Genomic DNA, 1529 nt, shown 5'->3' on the forward strand with positions numbered 1-1529 from the left:
TACAATGCTATCTTGAGCCGCACTACCATATATGAAGACCTGCTTAAAATAAATTTTCGATAAAAAGAGGGGGTAGAGGTGCCCAACATATTTTCAACAACTTACCGCAATCGTAAGCAACGATTTGATTTAAGAATGAACTTGATTGCTGGTATTATCAATTTTGAAAGGTTATAAACGTTTCGCAGGAAGTCTAATAAAGTTCGTGTGATGTACCAGGATGAAGCTGGTTTTGGTCGGATTAGTAAGCTAGGTAAATGTTGGGCCCCAAAAGGCCATCGGTCTGTTGTAGGGAGTCACCATATTCGAGAATAACGCTATTGTTATGGTGCTGTTGATGCTTTTACAGGCGAATCATTTTTCATAATAGCTGGAGGATGTAACTCTGCTTGGATGAATGAATTTTTGAGGCAACTCTCTGAACAGTATCCGGATGAGTATATATTATTGATTATGGACAATGCAGTTTGGCATAAATCGCAGGAACTTGTTATCCCAACTAACATAGACTTTGAGTTTATTCCACCCTATACGCCAGAAATGAATCCTATAGAGCAAGTTTGAGCTGAAATTCGGAAACGAGGGTTCAAGAATAAGGTATTTTCTTCACTTGAAAAAGTTATCGAACAATTAGAAACGGTTATCAGAAGTTTACATTGGGAGGATTTAAAAGAGACTGGGCAAAAACTAGCAATTTCTGGCTTAGCTTGAAATTTGAATAAATAGAAAACAGCTTAGAATCAACGTTTTTAATAACGTAATTCTAAGCTGTTTTCTATTTCGAAGGCTTTTTGCCCAGCCTCTGGTTTCAGATTTTGAATCTAAATGAGTATTAACTAATTTCAAATCAGAATACTCGCGGAATTTCAAAAAATGACGAGGAAAGAAGATGGTGATAGTTCAACAGATATGGGAGACCTGTTGAATATTATCGATAAGGCATGTAAGGCACGCAATCAATAAGTTCATAAAGGAGGCTTGACAAAGCCAGATTTTGAAATTCAATGAGTATCAATTTGTGGAGTAAGGCTGCGGGAGTGGCAGCAGTAGCTGCTGTTGGAAGTTTGTATACAGCAGCTCAGTGGGGTTTTAGGTTACAGGATTCTGGGGTGGAGTAGTTGTCGGTGTTGTCGGTGCAGGTACTTATGCTTCTGTTATATATACAGCTAGTTTCTGAAAACTTTTAGTTACTCTTGTTTAAGAGAGGTATTCAAAGTTCCTATGTCTTTAATGTTGAAAAATGGAGTTATGCTATGGCTTTATACTTTTTATTATTATTACCCGTTGTGCTAGTTAGTTGTAGAAATAATAAAAAACTTTGCGTATCATAAATTCAAAACCACCACGAATTGAGGACATGATATGCAAAGCCAAGTACATTATCTCGCGAATCCTTTTCAAGCACAAGTCGTTTTCAATAAAATTTTAGTGAGAGTGACTGATCTATATGAAAAATATGTTCCAAAGTCAGTTCGTTTCCGTAAGAATGTTCATTTACAAATTCAACCAGATGTTATTTTGATTTCTAG

At 36.4% G+C, this 1529-nt stretch carries 2 pseudogenes; both read left to right on the forward strand.

The window, feature by feature from the left end:
• Window positions 1-87: 87 nt before the first annotated feature.
• Window positions 88-177: pseudogene (locus E4T71_RS08565) on the forward strand (IS5/IS1182 family transposase); the annotation flags it as partial.
• Between the two features lie 9 nt (window positions 178-186).
• Window positions 187-711, forward strand: a pseudogene (locus tag E4T71_RS08570) (IS630 family transposase); the annotation flags it as partial.
• Window positions 712-1529 lie beyond the last annotated feature (818 nt).

The organism is Streptococcus sp. WM07, from assembly GCF_004570525.1.
In the GTDB taxonomy this organism is placed as follows: domain Bacteria; phylum Bacillota; class Bacilli; order Lactobacillales; family Streptococcaceae; genus Streptococcus.